Source organism: Enterobacter sp. UPMP2060, assembly GCF_053709655.1.
Genome location: NZ_JBSKJQ010000001.1, coordinates 289,859 through 305,134 on the forward strand (window position 1 = coordinate 289,859; position 15,276 = coordinate 305,134).

Annotated in this window: 16 protein-coding genes; 8 read left to right on the forward strand and 8 right to left on the reverse strand. The window is 57.3% G+C overall.

The features are described 5' to 3' along the window. Window positions 1–164: 164 nt before the first annotated feature. Window positions 165–1,397: an MdfA family multidrug efflux MFS transporter gene (locus ACWKXN_RS01435; RefSeq protein WP_454543221.1), complete on the forward strand. Its 1,233-nt coding sequence runs from the start codon at window positions 165–167 to the stop codon at window positions 1,395–1,397. A gap of 68 nt (window positions 1,398–1,465) precedes the next feature. Here the strand turns inward: ACWKXN_RS01435 and ACWKXN_RS01440 are convergent, their stop codons facing one another. Both ACWKXN_RS01440 and ACWKXN_RS01445 read right to left on the reverse strand, forming a co-directional pair. Further along, a complete protein-coding gene (locus ACWKXN_RS01440) occupies window positions 1,466–2,278 on the reverse strand; it encodes a Cof-type HAD-IIB family hydrolase (RefSeq protein ID WP_048976811.1) in 813 nt (270 codons plus the stop codon). Further along, window positions 2,268–3,482: an MFS transporter gene (locus tag ACWKXN_RS01445; RefSeq protein ID WP_048976812.1), complete on the reverse strand. Its 1,215-nt coding sequence runs from the start codon at window positions 3,480–3,482 to the stop codon at window positions 2,268–2,270. The genes ACWKXN_RS01440 and ACWKXN_RS01445 overlap by 11 nt, the downstream gene beginning before the upstream one ends. Window positions 3,483–3,563: 81 nt before the next feature. Between ACWKXN_RS01445 and ACWKXN_RS01450 the strand changes: the two genes are divergently transcribed. Next, window positions 3,564–4,115, forward strand: coding sequence for a TetR/AcrR family transcriptional regulator (locus ACWKXN_RS01450; RefSeq protein WP_447752605.1), 552 nt, complete (start codon window positions 3,564–3,566; stop codon window positions 4,113–4,115). On the opposite strand, the gene ACWKXN_RS01455 is transcribed toward ACWKXN_RS01450, so the two are convergent. The 5 genes from ACWKXN_RS01455 to ACWKXN_RS01475 all read right to left on the reverse strand — a co-directional run bounded on the left by ACWKXN_RS01455 (window position 4,112) and on the right by ACWKXN_RS01475 (window position 9,035). Next, the gene (locus ACWKXN_RS01455) at window positions 4,112–4,882 is read right to left on the reverse strand and encodes an SDR family NAD(P)-dependent oxidoreductase (protein WP_454543222.1); all 771 of its coding nucleotides are present in this window, start codon (window positions 4,880–4,882) and stop codon (window positions 4,112–4,114) included. The genes ACWKXN_RS01450 and ACWKXN_RS01455 overlap by 4 nt on opposite strands. A 118-nt stretch (window positions 4,883–5,000) precedes the next feature. Beyond that, complete coding sequence (gene arsC, locus ACWKXN_RS01460) at window positions 5,001–5,432, reverse strand: glutaredoxin-dependent arsenate reductase (RefSeq protein WP_047061470.1); 432 nt, start codon at window positions 5,430–5,432, stop codon at window positions 5,001–5,003. 12 nt (window positions 5,433–5,444) lie between these two features. Then, window positions 5,445–6,734, reverse strand: a complete 1,290-nt coding sequence (locus tag ACWKXN_RS01465; protein WP_454543223.1) for an arsenic transporter — start codon at window positions 6,732–6,734, stop codon at window positions 5,445–5,447. 40 nt (window positions 6,735–6,774) lie between these two features. Further along, on the reverse strand, window positions 6,775–7,095 hold the full coding sequence (locus tag ACWKXN_RS01470) for a metalloregulator ArsR/SmtB family transcription factor (protein WP_045142923.1): 321 nt from the start codon (window positions 7,093–7,095) through the stop codon (window positions 6,775–6,777). Window positions 7,096–7,349: 254 nt separating this feature from the next. Then, complete coding sequence (locus ACWKXN_RS01475; protein WP_014169303.1) at window positions 7,350–9,035, reverse strand: aspartate:alanine antiporter; 1,686 nt, start codon at window positions 9,033–9,035, stop codon at window positions 7,350–7,352. Window positions 9,036–9,308: 273 nt separating this feature from the next. On the opposite strand from ACWKXN_RS01475, the gene ACWKXN_RS01480 reads away from it, so the two are divergent. Then, the gene (locus ACWKXN_RS01480) at window positions 9,309–9,683 is read left to right on the forward strand and encodes an inner membrane protein YbjM (RefSeq protein WP_033145040.1); all 375 of its coding nucleotides are present in this window, start codon (window positions 9,309–9,311) and stop codon (window positions 9,681–9,683) included. 30 nt (window positions 9,684–9,713) lie between these two features. Here the strand turns inward: ACWKXN_RS01480 and ACWKXN_RS01485 are convergent, their stop codons facing one another. Beyond that, the gene (locus ACWKXN_RS01485; RefSeq protein WP_006809455.1) at window positions 9,714–9,983 is read right to left on the reverse strand and encodes a GrxA family glutaredoxin; all 270 of its coding nucleotides are present in this window, start codon (window positions 9,981–9,983) and stop codon (window positions 9,714–9,716) included. Between the two features lie 184 nt (window positions 9,984–10,167). On the opposite strand from ACWKXN_RS01485, the gene nfsA reads away from it, so the two are divergent. The 5 genes from nfsA (at window position 10,168) to potG (ending at window position 15,269) form a co-directional block, all read left to right on the forward strand. Next, a complete protein-coding gene (nfsA, locus tag ACWKXN_RS01490) occupies window positions 10,168–10,890 on the forward strand; it encodes a nitroreductase NfsA (protein WP_033145041.1) in 723 nt (240 codons plus the stop codon). A gap of 69 nt (window positions 10,891–10,959) precedes the next feature. After that, window positions 10,960–11,862, forward strand: a complete 903-nt coding sequence (gene rimK / locus ACWKXN_RS01495; RefSeq protein WP_033145042.1) for a 30S ribosomal protein S6--L-glutamate ligase — start codon at window positions 10,960–10,962, stop codon at window positions 11,860–11,862. Window positions 11,863–12,050: 188 nt separating this feature from the next. Next, on the forward strand, window positions 12,051–12,527 hold the full coding sequence (locus ACWKXN_RS01500; protein ID WP_014169308.1) for a YbjN domain-containing protein: 477 nt from the start codon (window positions 12,051–12,053) through the stop codon (window positions 12,525–12,527). 352 nt (window positions 12,528–12,879) lie between these two features. After that, window positions 12,880–13,992: a spermidine/putrescine ABC transporter substrate-binding protein PotF gene (gene potF / locus ACWKXN_RS01505; RefSeq protein WP_023335062.1), complete on the forward strand. Its 1,113-nt coding sequence runs from the start codon at window positions 12,880–12,882 to the stop codon at window positions 13,990–13,992. 143 nt (window positions 13,993–14,135) lie between these two features. Beyond that, complete coding sequence (gene potG, locus ACWKXN_RS01510; protein ID WP_024907855.1) at window positions 14,136–15,269, forward strand: putrescine ABC transporter ATP-binding subunit PotG; 1,134 nt, start codon at window positions 14,136–14,138, stop codon at window positions 15,267–15,269. Window positions 15,270–15,276 lie beyond the last annotated feature (7 nt).

Genomic DNA, 15,276 nt, shown 5'->3' on the forward strand with positions numbered 1-15,276 from the left:
TGGGATCGTTGACGAGTAATCGCGCTATCATAAAAGTGTCAACTTAAGGAAACCTTAAACGAAGACGATATGTGCTTTATTTCTGTTTATCCTCGATAAATCACTATCTCGGGCTGCGGCATTTCATTAAACTCGTCGCGATTTTGTCATGATAAAGAGATTGCATGTTAAACCGTTCTTCTTCTGGTTCACGTCTGGGTCGTCAGGCGTTGCTTTTCCCTCTGTGTCTGGTGCTCTACGAATTCTCTACCTATATCGGCAACGATATGATCCAGCCCGGTATGCTGGCCGTTGTGGCGCAGTACAACGCGGGTATTGAGTGGGTGCCGACCTCCATGACCGCCTATCTGGCCGGCGGCATGTTTTTACAGTGGCTGTTAGGCCCGCTGTCGGATCGTATTGGCCGTCGTCCGGTAATGCTGACGGGCGTGGTGTGGTTCATCGTCACCTGTCTCGCCACGCTGCTGGCGCAAAACATTGAACAATTTACCCTGCTGCGCTTCCTGCAGGGGGTGAGCCTGTGCTTTATCGGCGCCGTGGGGTATGCCGCCATTCAGGAGTCGTTTGAAGAGGCGGTGTGTATCAAAATTACCGCGCTGATGGCGAACGTGGCGCTGATCGCCCCCTTACTCGGGCCGCTGGTGGGTGCCGCGTGGGTGCACGTTGCGCCGTGGGAAGGGATGTTTGTGCTCTTTGCGCTTCTTGCCGCCATCGCGTTCTTTGGCCTGCACCGGGCGATGCCGGAAACGGCCACACGCATCGGCGAGAAACTCTCGCTGAAAGAGCTGGGTCGGGATTACAAAGAAGTGCTGAAGAACGGCCGCTTTGTGGCGGGCGCGCTGGCGACCGGGTTCGTTAGCCTGCCGCTGCTGGCGTGGATTGCGCAGTCGCCGGTCATTATCATCAGCGGTGAAAAACTCAGCAGCTACGAGTATGGCCTGCTGCAGGTGCCGATCTTTGGAGCGCTGATTATCGGGAACCTGGTGCTGGCACGCCTGACGTCACGCCGCACCGTGCGTTCACTGATTATCATGGGCGGCTGGCCGATTGCGGCAGGGCTGATTCTGGCTGCGGTGGCGACCGTCGCGTCATCCCACGCCTATCTGTGGATGACGGCGGGGCTCAGCCTCTATGCCTTCGGAATTGGCGTGGCCAACGCCGGGCTGGTGCGCCTGACGCTGTTTGCCAGCGAGATGAGTAAAGGCACGGTGTCAGCGGCGATGGGAATGCTGCAGATGCTGATTTTTACCGTCGGTATTGAAGTGAGCAAGCATGCCTACGCGATGGGCGGCAACGGGCTGTTCAGCCTGTTTAACCTCGCCAACGGCGTGCTGTGGGTTGGACTGATGGTGGTGTTCCTGAAAGACAAACGCGTCGGGAACGCCCTGCAACCATAATCTTTTTTCCCCTCTCCCCTTTGGGGAGAGGGCCAGGGTGAGGGGCGAGGGCACCAGACCGCACGCGGTCAATTAAACGGCGCCTCTCCGTTCAACACCTTCTCAATCACGTTTAAAACGCCTTCATCATTATTATGCGGCGCTTCAAAACGCGCGGCCGCTTTAATATGCGGTCTGGCATTCGCCATCGCAAAGCTGAACCCGGACTGGCGCAGCATCTCCACGTCGTTGCCGCTGTCGCCGAAGGCCACTACTTCGCTATCGTCTATGCCCCAGCGCTTTTGCAGTATCCGCAGGCCGTTAGCTTTGTGCACGCCGGGGATAATCAGGTCGATACTGCCGTGACCGGTGGTGACGGGCACCATGATGTCGCTCAGCTTTTCATGCAGCAGCGCCTGAATACGGGGAATTTCATCGTCAGACACGTTAAGCCCGAACTTGAAGAAAATATCGTTCAGGTTATCGAAATCGCTGACCATTTCGAGGCGGTGGTAATACTTCGCCGCGATATCCTTAAAGCCCTCGTCATAGCATTTCAGCGTGTACGCGCTGCTTTTCCCGCAGGCGATAATCTCAATGCCCGGAACCTCGTTTAACACGTTCGCGACGGTCTCGAAATGGGCTTTCGGCAGTTCGCCGTTAAAGACGTCTTCACCTTCGCTCACGACCCAGCCGCCGTTTTCGGCGACGAACGCGATCTCATGCGCTATCTCCGGGAAAAAGGAGATCAGCTGGTAATACTGGTTGCCGCTGGCGACCACGAAGCGAATGCCTTGCGCCTTCATGCGGGCGTACTGCGCCAGAAAGCGCGGCCGATTATAGGTCTTGGCATCGCTCAGAAAAGTACCATCCATGTCTACGGCGATCAGTTTAACGCTCATATCCCTTCTCCAGTGTCGTTTGATTCGTTTCCGGCTTTGCCACCGCGCGCGCCACCAGCGCCGCGATGATGACCAACCCTAACACCACCAGCATGGCGCTGCGCAGCCCGTAGTGCTCGCCGAGGAAGCCGAGCAGCGGCGGCCCGACCAGGAAGGCCAGATAACCGGTAGTTGCCACCACGCTGACGCGCGTCGGGGCATCCGGGCCGGTGTCGCTGGCGGCGGAAATGGTCAGCGGGAAGCCAAGTGATGCCCCCAGTCCCCAGAGGATCACGGAAACGCCCGCAATCCAGTCCACGTCCACAAAGATGATCATCGCGATACCCAGGCCGCCGAGCAGGGCGCTGGCGCGCACCACCGCCACGCGGCTGTAGCGGTCGATAAACCAGCCGCCGGTGAAGCGCCCGACGGTCATCCCCAGCGTAAACCCGGCGTAAATCAGCGAGCCGGAGGTCGGGCTAAAGCCGTGACCGTCCACCATCAGCAGCGGCAGCCAGTCGTTGGCGGAACCTTCCGCGAACGCCATCGCCAGCACCACCACGCCGATCAGCATCAGCTGGAAGTCGCGGTAGAAGGGCAGCCCTTTTTCAGCCGAGTGCTGTTCGTCAGCGGAGTTTTTACCGGTGCCGTCCGGGATGGCCCGGATGCCGGTCAGGATCGGAATGATGCACACCAGCGCCGCCAGCAGGATATGCAGATTCGCGCTTACGCCGGTGGCCGTCAGCGCCATCCCCACGCCCGCACCGGCCAGCGTGCCGAGGCTGTAAAAACCGTGCATCATCGGCAGCACGGTTTTATTCATCTCACGTTCGACCGCCGCCCCTTCCACGTTGATGGCAACTTCCGCCGAACCGAAGCTGCCGCCAAATACCGTCAGGCCCAGGGCGAACAGCACCGGCGAGGCACACCACAGCGCCACGCTTAATATGCCCATCCCGAACACGGCAAAGCACATGGTGGTGCGGATCACCGCTCGCGTACCAAAGCGCTTTACCAGCCACGCGGAGCAGAGGATGCCGCTCATGGAGCCTATCGACAGGCCGAACAGCACGATGCCCATCTCGGCGGTAGAAACGGACAAAATATCGCGAATGGCGGGGGTGCGCGTGGCCCAGGAGGCCATCAGCAGGCCGGGAATAAAGAAGAACATAAACAGCGCCCACAGGCGTCGCTGTAGGGCTTTACGGGGAGAGGTCTGCGTCATTGGGGTAGCACCAGAAGTACAACAATAGCGACAACACTAGCAAGTTTGTGTACATTTGTACACAAACCACGTGAGGAATTTATGAGCAGACCACCGAACGATCCGAATCGCCGGGAGAAGATCCTGCAGGCAACGCTCGATACCATTGCCGAGCACGGCATTCACGCCGTCACGCACCGTAAAATCGCCACCTGCGCGGGCGTGCCGCTGGGGTCGATGACCTACTATTTCGACGGCATGGAGCCGCTGCTGGAGGAGGCCTTCACGTGGTTTACCCGGCAGATGTCGCAGCAGTACCGGGATTTCTTTGCGGGCGTCACCGGGCCGGAAATGGCGTGTGAATCCATCACCACGCTGATCCACAGCTCGCAGGTGACCACGCCGCACAACATGGCGCTGATGTATCAGCTCTACGCCTTTATGCACCGCAGCGCGGCGCTCAAAACGGTGATGCAGGACTGGATGAAAATGAGCCAGACCACGCTGGAGCAGTGGTTCGACCCGGTTACCACCCGCGCCCTGGACGCGTTTATCGAAGGGATGACGCTGCACTATGTCACCGACCGGGCGCCGTTAACCCGGGAGGAGATCCGGGCGATGGTGGGGAGAATTGCGGGCGAGGGTGGCTGCTAGGTTGCGCCCGCGGTCATATTGACGGTGGTTCCCGTCATAGCGCCTGCCGCATCTGAGGCCAGAAACGTAATCGTGTCTGCCACCTGTGCCAGCGTCGGCAGGCGATGCGTCAGGGTGCTTTGCGCGGCACCGCTGAGAAACTGCTCAACCGTAATCCCCATCGCCTGCGCCCGGGCGGCGAAAATGGCTCCCACATACGAACCCGCCTGCACCGCGTCGGCTATAGCGTGCGAACGCACGCACAGCACGCGAATATTTTTTGTCCCCAGCTCCGCCGCCAGCGCCCGGGTCAAGGCTTCCGTTCCCGCGCAGCCGACGATATGCCCGAGGTGGCCCACGATCGTCATGTTCGCGGCAGGCGCGACGACGGTAATAATGACTCCACCATGCTCGCCGCCCATGCGGGGCGACACGGCTTTCGCAATGTTAAAGGAGGCGGCCAGGAAAGGATCGAAACCCTGCCTGAACTCATCGAGCGTTAACGCCTCAAGGCGTTTGCCCTGAACGTGCTTAAAGCCCGTGGCGTTGACGACGATATCAATGCGGGCAAGGTCCGGGAGCTGCGAGGAATCATCGAGTGCATCGAACATAAACGTGCTGGCAGACCCACCGGCGGCGCGAATACGGCTGGCGACCTGCTCCAGCCTGGTGTGGTCGCGTGCGGCGAGGTACACATCCGCCCCTTCGCGCGCCAGAGCGTGCGCCACTGAACTGCCGATGGCGCCGCTTCCGCCGAAGATAACGGCGGTTTTGTTCTTAAAGCCCATAGCTGCATACCCTCACCAGGATTAACCCTCAGAAGTATGTGCCGGGTTTCGGCTGATGCAACCTGGCAGATGGGTGGGGTATGCGGCTGGAAGGCCTTACTGCGCCATTATCAACGGGTTACTTTGGCGAGATTTTTTTGCCGCTGGCGTCCACGACGGCTTCGCCATCCTCTTTCGTAAACGCCCCTTTCTGCACATCCGGCAGGATGTCGAGGACGACTTCAGACGGTCGGCACAGGCGGGTGCCCAGCGGCGTCACCACGATCGGGCGATTAATCAGGATCGGGTGCTGCAGCATAAAATCAATAAGCTGGTCGTCGGTGAACTTATCGTCGGCAAGGCCGAGCTGTTCATAGGGCTCCACGTTTTTACGCAGCAGATCCCGCACTGAAATGCCCATCTCGGCAATCAGGGTGGTCAGCTTATCGCGCGACGGCGGGGTTTCCAGATAAAGGATAATCTCTGGCTCCGTGCCGCTGTTGCGGATCATCTCCAGCGTGTTGCGCGAGGTTCCGCAGGCCGGGTTGTGATAAATGGTGATGTGGCTCATATCAGTGGCTCATTACAGTGTGAAGGAGAGACGTAGCGCCAGCGCGGCGAGCGTCACAAACAGGACCGGCAGCGTCATAACGATGCCCGTCCGGAAATAGTAGCCCCAGGTGATCGTCATGTTTTTCTGCGCCAGCACGTGGAGCCAGAGCAGGGTAGCGAGGCTGCCGATAGGCGTGATTTTCGGCCCCAGATCGCAGCCAATCACGTTGGCGTAAATCATCGCTTCTTTGATCAAACCTGTCGCCGTACTGCCCTCGATGGAGAGCGCGCCAATCAGCACGGTGGGCATATTGTTCATTATGGATGACAGAAACGCGGTGATGAACCCGGTTCCCAGCGTGGTGGCCCACAGCCCGTGTCCGGCCAGGATATCCAGTACGCCTGTGAGAGAGTCCGTCAGCCCGGCATTGCGCAGGCCATACACCACCAGATACATCCCCAGCGAAAAGATAACGATCTGCCACGGCGCGCCGCGCAGCACTTTTCCGGTGTTTATCGCATGTCCGCGTTTTGCGACAGCGAATAAAATCAGCGCGCCGACGGTCGCGATGGCGCTGACCGGAATGCCGAGAGGTTCAAGCACAAAGAAACCGACGAGAAGCAGCAGCAGGACGATCCAGCCCGTTCTGAACGTCGGGAGATCGTGAATGGCCCGCGCGGGCTCGCGGAGTTTTGCCAGGTCATATTCCGGGGGGATTTCCTTGCGAAAGAACAGATGCAGCATCACCAGCGTTGCGGCAATCGCGGCGATATCTACAGGGATCATCACCGAGGCGTATTCGCTGAACCCCAGCTTAAAGAAGTCTGCCGACACGATGTTGACCAGGTTAGACACAATCAGCGGCAGGCTGGCGGTATCGGCGATGAAGCCCGCCGCCATCACAAACGCCAGCGTGGCCTGCTTGCTGAACCCCAGCGCCAGCAGCATGGCGATCACGATAGGGGTCAGGATCAGCGCCGCACCGTCATTGGCAAACAGCGCCGCCACGGCTGCGCCCAGCAGCACGATATACGTAAACAGCAATCGCCCGCGACCGTTCCCCCAGTGGGCAACGTGCAGCGCCGCCCACTCGAAAAAGCCGGACTCATCCAGCAGCAGGCTGATGATGATGACGGCAATGAACGTTGCCGTGGCGTTCCAGACGATATTCCACACGACCGGAATATCGTTAATGTGAATCACGCCGCTGGCCAGCGCCAGTACGGCGCCGATAGTCGCGCTCCAGCCGATACTGAGCCCTTTGGGCTGCCAGATGACCAGTACCAGCGTAAACAGAAAAATAGCCCCTGCCAGAAACATCTTCTACTCCGTTATATCTGTTTTTGTGAATGTGTTTTGCCTAGCACGAGCCTGAAAGTCGGTTTTTCAGCTTCATGCGCGTCTCTTCCCGCAGGCAGTTCCAGCTGTTGTCGATAACGGTTGCCGCCCATGCAGGCATGTTGGGAGACAAACGGTAATGGACCCATTTCCCCTCGCGACGGTCGATAACCAGCCCGGACTCGCGCAGCAACGCCATGTGGCGGGAGACCTTAGGCTGAGACTCGGTGGTTGCGGAGCAGAGATCGCATACGCACAGCTCGCCCGCTTCACGGAGCAGCATGACGATGGCGAGTCGCGTTTCGTCGGAGAGGGTTTTGAAGAGCTGGAGTGGGTGGAGCATGGGCGTTCCTGCAGGTGGAATGTTTTATATATGTTTAATCATATATGTTTTGATTGCAGGATAGAAGCGGAGATGAGAGGTACGGGAATTTCAGGCAACAAAAAACCCATCAACCTTGAACCAAAACGGCGGGGTTGATGGGCTCCACAAATTGGGGACATCAAAGAAAAGCAGTGGCAATAGTTATGACTGCCCCCTGATAAAAAAGTTCTGCGCGTGACGAAAATAATTTTCCCCGCGCGCAAACTTAGGAGTTATCCGAGTCCGGGCCAGATAATGATGATCAGCGTACCCGCCAGGGTCAGCAGCACGTTAGCGATAGCGTACGTACCCGCATACCCCAGCGCCGGGATGTTGCTGCGCGCGGTGTCGCTGATGATTTCCATGGCCGGCGCACAGGTACGTGCGCCCATCATCGCCCCGAACAGCAGGGCGCGGTTCATGCGCAGCACGTAGGCGCCGAACAGGAAGCAGATCACCACCGGCACCAGGCTGACGATAAGTCCGGAAACCAGCATCTGCCAGCCGACAGCGCCCAGGCTGTGGCCGATACCGCTTCCCGCGCTTAAGCCCACGCCTGCCATAAAGACCATCAGACCGAACTCTTTCACCATGTTCAGCGCGCCCTGCGGAATGTAGCCGAAGGTTGGGTGGTTGGCTCGCAGGAAGCCCAGCATGATCCCGGCAAACAGCAGCCCGGCGGCGTTACCGATGCCAAAACTGAAGTTGCTGAACTGGAAGGTGATCATCCCGATCATCAGGCCAACGATAAAGAAGGCGCAGAAGGCCAGCAGGTCGGTGACCTGGCTGTGAATGGAGATAAAGCCGATGCGGTCGGCAACGGTTTTCACGCGTCGCGCGTCGCCGCTGACCTGCAAAACATCGCCTTTGTTGAGCACGACGTTATCGTCGATTGGCATCTCAATCTGGCTGCGGATCACGCGGTTGAGGAAGCAGCCGTGGTCGGTCAGCTTCAGCTGCGCCAGACGGCGGCCCACGGCGTTATGGTTTTTCACCACGATCTCTTCGGTAACGATACGCATGTCGAGCAGATCGCGATCGAACACCTCTTTGCCGTTACGGAAGCTCGGGTCGAGACGGGCGTGGGCGTCCGGGTAACCCACCAGCGCGATGTCGTCGCCCATCTGCAGCACCGCGTCGCCGTCCGGGTTCGCCAGAATGCCGTTGCGGCGGATACGTTCGATATAGCAGCCCGTCTGGCGATAAATCCCCAGCTCGCGCAGGTTTTTGCCGTCAGCCCATGCCACCAGCTCTGGCCCAACGCGATAGGCGCGGATCACCGGGAGATAGACTTTACGTTTGGAATCGGTATCGAGACCGCGCTCGCGCGCGATTTGCTGGGCGCTGGTCTGCAGATCCTGATGCTGAAGTTTTGGCAGGTAGCGCGCGCCGACGATCAGGCTCACCAGACCAATCAGATAGGTCAGGGCATAGCCCAGGCTCAGGTGGTCGAGGGCGGTAGAGAGCTGCGCGCCTGCCATGCCGGAATGGCGCAGGGTATCACCGGCACCCACGAGCACGGGGGTGGAGGTCATGGAGCCTGCCAGCATACCGGCCGTTAACCCGATATCCCAGCCAAACAGTTTACCCAGCCCTAACGCGATCAGCAGCGCGCTGCCGACCATCACCAGCGCCAGCATCAGATAATTTTTGCCGTCGCGGAAGAAAATTGAAAAAAAGTTCGGTCCCGCTTCCACGCCAACACAAAAAATAAACAGCATAAAGCCTAAGTTGAGCGCGTCCGTGTTAATGCTGAAGTGCTGCTGGCCTAATAATAAGGAGACGACTAAAACGCCAATGGAATTACCAAGTTGAACTGAACCCAGGCGCAATTTACCCAGGCAGAGGCCCAGCGCCAGTACCACAAATAATAACAGGATGTAATTCCCATTTAACAAGTCTGCGACGTTTATATTCACGGAGGCTAACTTCTTGTTTACCAGTAAGTTGTTGAATGAAAGGACTATTTGGGCTACTGTTTTCTGAGCCAGGGAACGCTTTCAACCCTCCCTGTTACCTAATTTATTCCCTAAAACATTAGCTGGCCGATAGTTTAATCGTATTAGCTACTGACAGCTACCTATTATCGCATCACCCTGTGCGTACTTTGGCAAGGATTGCCGCATTGCTTTATCTGACTGGGCGTCTACCCGACGAAGGTGTATTTGATAGAGATAAGTCAGGAGGATAGTTTGAACATTAAACGAAACTGGGCGGGGGTGATCAGCTGCTTTTTGCTGTTTACCGTCGTATGCATGTCGCTCGCTTTTAATGTGAAGGGGGCATTCAGGGCTGCCGGACACCCGGAGCTGGGGCTGCTCTTTTTTACCCTGCCGGGAGCGGCAGCCAGTTTTCTTTCCCGTAAAGGAGAAGTGGTCAAGCCGCTTATTGGCGCAATGCTGGCGGCACCGCTGTGTCTGCTGCTGATGCGCATGCTGTATGTGTCAACGCGAAGTTTCTGGCAGGAGATGGCGTGGTTGCTGAGCGGCGTCTTCTGGTGCGCCCTCGGCGCGCTGTGCTATTTGTTTGTGTGCAGCCTGATTAAGCATCGACGGCACCACAAATAAAAACGCCCTCCGGGTGAGGGCGTCTTCGCATTACTGGGCGGCAAACAGGCCCAGATGCTCTTTGGCGTAAGCTTCAAAGTCAGTGCAACCGCCGATGTGTTTCTGATCGAGGAAGATCTGCGGTACGGTTTCAACCGGCTTACCGACGGTTTTTTCGAGATCCGCTTTGGTGATGCCTTCCGCGTGGATGTCCACGTAGCGGAAGTTGAAGTCATCGCGCTCTTCGGTCAGTTTCTCAGCCAGCTCTTTCGCGCGCACACAGTAAGGGCACCCTGGACGACCAAAAATTACTGCAAACATTTCTCTCTCCTCAAAAAACAAGCCTGACGGCGAATAGGACATATAGTGCCCGATAACCTGCCGCCATTAAAGAAGGTTTCGCCTGTCGCTTTGATACAGTAAGGCTATGTTTCGCCAATTACACCGCGCAAATCATTGCCTATACTGGCTGCCATACGGTTTAAGCAAGACAAAGAGAGACAAGATGACGCCAACCATAGACCTGCTCACATCCCACCGTTCCATTCGCCACTTCACCGACGAGCCGATTACCGAGGCGCAGCGCGAAGCGATTATTAACAGCGCCAGAGCGACCTCCAGCTCCAGCTTTCTGCAGTGCAGCTCGATTATCCGCATTACCGACCCGGCCATGCGTGAACAGCTGGTCGCGCTGACCGGCGGACAGAAGCATGTGGCCCAGGCCGCGGAGTTCTGGGTGTTCTGCGCCGACTTTAACCGCCACCTGCAGATCTGCCCTGAGGCCGAGCTGGGGCTGGCCGAACAGCTGCTGCTGGGCGTGGTGGATACCGCGCTGATGGCGCAAAACGCCTTTACGGCGGCGGAGTCGCTGGGATTAGGCGGTGTCTACATCGGTGGCCTGCGTAACAACATTGAAAGCGTGACCGAGCTGCTGAAGCTGCCAAAACACGTCCTGCCGCTGTTCGGCCTGTGCCTCGGCTGGCCTGCGGATAACCCGGATCTGAAGCCGCGCATTCCTGCCGCCATGCTGGTGCACGAAAACCACTACCAGCCGGTCGATCAGGACGTCCTGAATCAATATGACGAAGAGCTGGCGAACTACTACCTGACGCGCGGCAGCAATAACCGTCGGGATACCTGGACTGACCATATTCGTCGCACCATCATTAAAGAAAACCGACCGTTTATTCTTGATTACCTGCACAAACAGGGCTGGGCGACGCGATAGTCCATTCCGCCTGCGCCTGCCTGCGTATATGATATGCAGGCTTTTTCCATGTCTTCAGAGAGGTGCAGGGTGAAAATTGCCATATTGTCCCGGGATGGAACGCTCTATTCATGTAAGCGCCTGCGAGACGCGGCGGCGAAACGCGGGCATCAGGTTGAGATCCTCGACCCGATGTCCTGCTATATGAACATTGACCCGGCCGCCTCGTCGATTCACTACAAAGGCCGCAAGCTGCCGCACTTTGATGCCGTGATCCCGCGCATCGGCTCCCAGATCACCTATTACGGCACCGCCGCGTTGCGCCAGTTCGAGATGCTGGGCAGCTATCCGCTCAATGAATCCGTCGCCATTTCGCGCGCCCGCGACAAGCTGCGCTCGCTGCAGCTCCTCGCCCGTCAGGGGATCGATCTTCCGGTTACGGGGATTGCCCATTCACCGGACGACACCAGCGATCTTATCGATATGGTGGGCGGTGCGCCTTTGGTCATCAAGCTGGTGGAAGGCACGCAGGGCATTGGCGTGGTGCTGGCGGAAACGCGTCAGGCGGCGGAGAGCGTGATTGATGCCTTTCGGGGTCTCAATGCCCACATTCTGGTGCAGGAGTACATCGAAGAGGCGAAAGGGCGCGATATTCGCTGCTTCGTGGTCGGCAATGAAGTGGTGGCGGCCATTGAGCGCCAGGCGAAAGAGGGCGATTTCCGCTCTAACCTTCACCGCGGCGGCGTGGCGCGGGTAGCTGATATTAGCGATCGCGAACGGGAAATTGCCGTCAAAGCGGCGCAAACCCTGGGGCTGGACGTGGCGGGCGTAGACCTTCTGCGGGCGACGCGCGGGCCGCTGGTCATGGAGGTGAACGCTTCGCCGGGGCTGGAAGGCGTAGAAAAAACCACAGGTGTCGATATTGCAGGTAAAATGATCGCATGGATCGAGCGTCATGCCACGCCAGGCTACTGTCTGAAAACGGGCGGTTAAATGGTATTGAACGCACTTTTTGCGTAATCTATACCCTAAATAATTCGAGTTGCAGGAAGGCGGCAAGGGAGTGAATCCCCTGGAGCTTACATTAGTAAGTGACTGGGGTGAACGAGTGCAGCCAACGCACGTGCAACTTGAAGTATGACGGGTATATGCAAAGTTTTTATTTAAGAGGCTGCACAGCGATGGATTTACAGGTCGTACCTACACTGGATACGTTACGTCAATGGCTTGATGATGCCGGAATTACGTTCTTCGAATGCGATTCCTGCCAGGCGCTGCATCTGCCTCATATGCAGAATTTCGACGGCATTTTCGATGCCAAAATCGATCTCATTAACGACGTGATCCTTTTCTCCGCGCTGGCCGAAGTGAAGCCCTCCGCGCTGCTGGCGCTGGCCTCCGACCTGTCAGCGATCAACGCCAGTTCTTTGACGGTGAAAGCATTTCTCGACATACAGGATGATAATCTGCCAAAACTGGTCGTTTGCCAGTCTTTATTCTCCGGTGCCGGGCTGTCGTTCAAGCAGTTCTCCTGGTTTATGCGCTTGAGCGAAGAGCAAATTTCCATGGTCATGATGGAAGCCAATGCACACCATCTGCTGTATAGCGCGGAAGATGATGCAGAGAATAATGATGCATCTCCCAATTTTCTTCACTGAACCTGTCTGACTTTTGCGCAGTCGCTGCCATAGCGGCTGCAGAAGGCCATTTTTTCTGCTGCTTTTAACCTTTCTTTAAAGAATTTTTCACCTCCCTGAAGGCCGTTTCGGCTTATCACGTAGACATAACCTGCATAAAAAATTGATAAAAGGCGTTTTTTCGTCTGGGCTATAGCCGGAGACACGGGCTACAGTTATTCTTGCGATGCTTAAAAAAAGCGAGCGGAAGCTGCTGGGTAAAGAGGTTTCTTTTTATTTTGGGCAGAGCGACAAACTATGCATGATTATTGCATATCTTCAGATTGCACAGTTTTAGTTCGTTTGTTAACGAGCTTTCAGAAGGAATAAAGATATGATCGCCTTGAATAAAAAATGGTTATCGGGTCTGGTTGCGGGTGCTCTGATGGCCGTCTCTGCCGGCACGCTCGCTGCGGAACAAAAAACGCTGCACGTTTACAACTGGTCTGACTATATCGCGCCGGACACGGTGGCGAATTTTGAAAAAGAGACCGGCATTAAAGTGGTCTACGACGTATTCGATTCCAACGAAGTGCTGGAAGGAAAACTGATGGCGGGCAGCACCGGGTTTGATCTCGTGGTGCCTTCTGCAAGCTTCCTCGAGCGCCAGCTGACGGCAGGCGTCTTCCAGCCTCTGGACAAGAGCAAGTTACCGAACTGGAAAAACCTCGATCCGGAAGTGCTGAAGCTGGTGGCGAAGCATGACCCGGACAACAAATACGCCATGCCTTACCTGTGGGCGACCACCGGTATCGGCTACAACGTGGATAAAGTCAAAGCGGTGCTGGGCCCGGACGTCAAGCTGGACAGCTGGGACGTGGTGCTGAAGCCGGAAAACCTTGAGAAGCTCAAAAGCTGCGGCGTCTCCTTCCTCGATGCGCCGGAAGAGATTTTCGCCACCGTGCTGAACTACCTGGGCAAAGACCCGAACAGCAGTAAAGCCGATGATTACACCGGCCCGGCGACCGATCTGCTGCTGAAGCTGCGTCCAAACATTCGTTACTTCCACTCGTCTCAGTACATTAACGACCTGGCGAACGGCGACATCTGCGTCGCGATCGGCTGGGCAGGGGACGTGTGGCAGGCGGCTAACCGCGCGAAAGAGGCGAAAAACGGCGTGAACGTCTCTTACTTCATTCCGAAAGAGGGGGCGCTGGCCTTCTTTGACGTCTTCGCGATGCCGGCTGATGCGAAAAACAAAGACGAAGCCTATCAGTTCCTCAACTACCTGATGCGTCCTGAGGTGATCGCCCACATCAGCGACCACGTTTACTACGCGAACGGTAACAAGGCCTCCGTGCCGCTGGTAAGCGAAGAAATCCGTAACAACCCGGCTATCTATCCGCCAGCGGATGTGTTCGCCAAGCTCTTCACCCTGAAAGTTCAGGATCCAAAAATTGACCGCGTGCGTACCCGCGCGTGGACCAAGGTGAAAAGCGGTAAATAACGGCGTTGGGTATTGTTGCCCGGTGGCGCTGTCGCCTACCGGGCCTGTACAACCCGTAGGCCGGGCAAGCGTTAGCGCCGCCCGGCGATGCGCACCCTGACGGTGCGTTTGCACCAGTACTGATCTATGCCGGAGAACACCCCGTGAATGACGCGATCCCCCGCCCGCAGGCGAAAGTCCGTAAAGCGCTGACCCCGCTTCTTGAAATTCGTAACCTCACCAAATCTTTCGATGGCCAGCATGCCGTGGACGACGTCAGCCTGACTATCTATAAAGGCGAGATTTTTGCCCTTCTGGGGGCTTCTGGCTGCGGTAAATCGACCCTGCTGCGTATGCTGGCCGGGTTTGAACAGCCCACCGCCGGGCAAATCATGCTGGATGGTGTGGATCTCTCCAGCGTGCCGCCGTATCAGCGCCCGATTAACATGATGTTCCAGTCCTACGCGCTGTTCCCGCACATGACGGTGGAGCAGAACATCGCCTTTGGCCTGAAGCAGGACAAGCTGCCGAAGGCCGAAATTACCGCGCGCGTGGCCGAGATGCTGAGCCTGGTGCACATGCAGGAGTTCGCGAAGCGTAAGCCGCACCAGCTCTCCGGCGGCCAGCGCCAGCGCGTGGCCCTGGCCCGCAGTCTGGCAAAACGCCCGAAATTATTGCTGCTCGATGAGCCGATGGGCGCGCTGGATAAAAAGCTGCGCGACCGTATGCAGCTCGAAGTGGTGGATATCCTCGAGCGCGTGGGGGTGACCTGCGTGATGGTGACCCACGACCAGGAAGAAGCGATGACCATGGCCGGACGCATCGCGATCATGAACCGCGGGAAGTTCGTGCAGATTGGCGAGCCGGAAGAGATTTATGAGCACCCGACCACCCGCTACAGCGCGGAGTTTATCGGCTCGGTCAACGTCTTCGAAGGGCTGCTGAAAGATCGTCAGGAGGATGGCCTGGTCATCGAATCGCCGGGGCTGCAGCATCCGCTTAAGGTCGATCCGGATAACTCCGTGGTGGATAACGTGCCGGTCTACGTCGCGCTGCGTCCGGAGAAGATCATGCTCTGTGAGGATCCGCCTGCCGATGGCTATAACTTTGCCGTGGGCGAAGTGGTGCACATTGCCTACCTGGGCGATCTGTCTATCTACCACGTGCGGCTGAAAAGCGGGCAGATGCTCAGCGCGCAGCTACAGAACGAACATCGCTACCGCAAGGGGCAGCCAACATGGGGTGACGAAGTGCGCCTGTGCTGGGATGCTGACAGTTGCGTCGTGCTGACGGTATAAGGAGCTG